The following is an 826-nucleotide window of genomic DNA, read 5'->3' on the forward strand; positions in this document are numbered from 1 at the left end:
GAACAGACTTTTGACTACAGGGCTTTTACCTTCTCTGGCGGGCCTTTCCAGACCTCTTCAACTAATCGGTTCCTTTGTAACTCCATGTGAGACGTCCCACAACCCCAACCAGCAAGCTGATTGGTTTGGGCTAATCCGCGTTCGCTCGCCGCTACTGACGGAATCACTATTGTTTTCTCTTCCTCAGGGTACTTAGATGTTTCAGTTCCCCTGGTCTGCCTTCAACCACCCTATGTATTCAGGTGGAGATAACTATCCATTACGATAGCTGGGTTTCCCCATTCGGACATCCCCGGATCAAAGCTTGCGTACAGCTCCCCGAGGCAGTATCGTTGTTCGCCACGTCCTTCATCGGCTCCTAGCGCCTAGGCATCCTCCGTGTGCTCTTAATAGCTTAACCATATGCTCATTTTTGACTGATTCACTCCGGTTGGCTTGCGCCAAAAGTCGTTCATCATCCAAAAACTTCGCTAAGCAATCTATTAATCTTTACTTGTTTAACACAAGTTCAGCTTAAAGGATATTTCTAAAATCGCAAAATTGTTTCGTTATCTAGTTTTCAAGGATCAAATTTATTGCGATCATAAAATTCTTGGTCCATCACGAAAAGTGCGGATAAAATTTTATGACTTGATTTTGAGAGATTAAACTCTCAAAACTGAACAACGAGTGAGTGTTACTTTGCTTTCGCAAAGTGGTCCGTCGACTTTCGTCGTACGTATATTTGAATGTTTCCATTGCAGGAAACAATTCTCCATAGAAAGGAGGTGATCCAGCCGCACCTTCCGATACGGCTACCTTGTTACGACTTCACCCCAATCATCTA

Annotated in this window: 2 rRNA genes; both read right to left on the bottom strand. The window is 44.3% G+C overall.

Annotated elements, in window-relative coordinates:
- Positions 1-400: ribosomal RNA gene (locus H9647_RS25585) — 23S ribosomal RNA — on the bottom strand; the annotation flags it as partial.
- Positions 401-760: 360 nt separating this feature from the next.
- Positions 761-826, bottom strand: a 16S ribosomal RNA gene (locus tag H9647_RS25590); the annotation flags it as partial.

It is taken from the genome of Paenibacillus gallinarum (assembly GCF_014836635.1).
GTDB lineage: Bacteria > Bacillota > Bacilli > Paenibacillales > Paenibacillaceae > Paenibacillus > Paenibacillus gallinarum.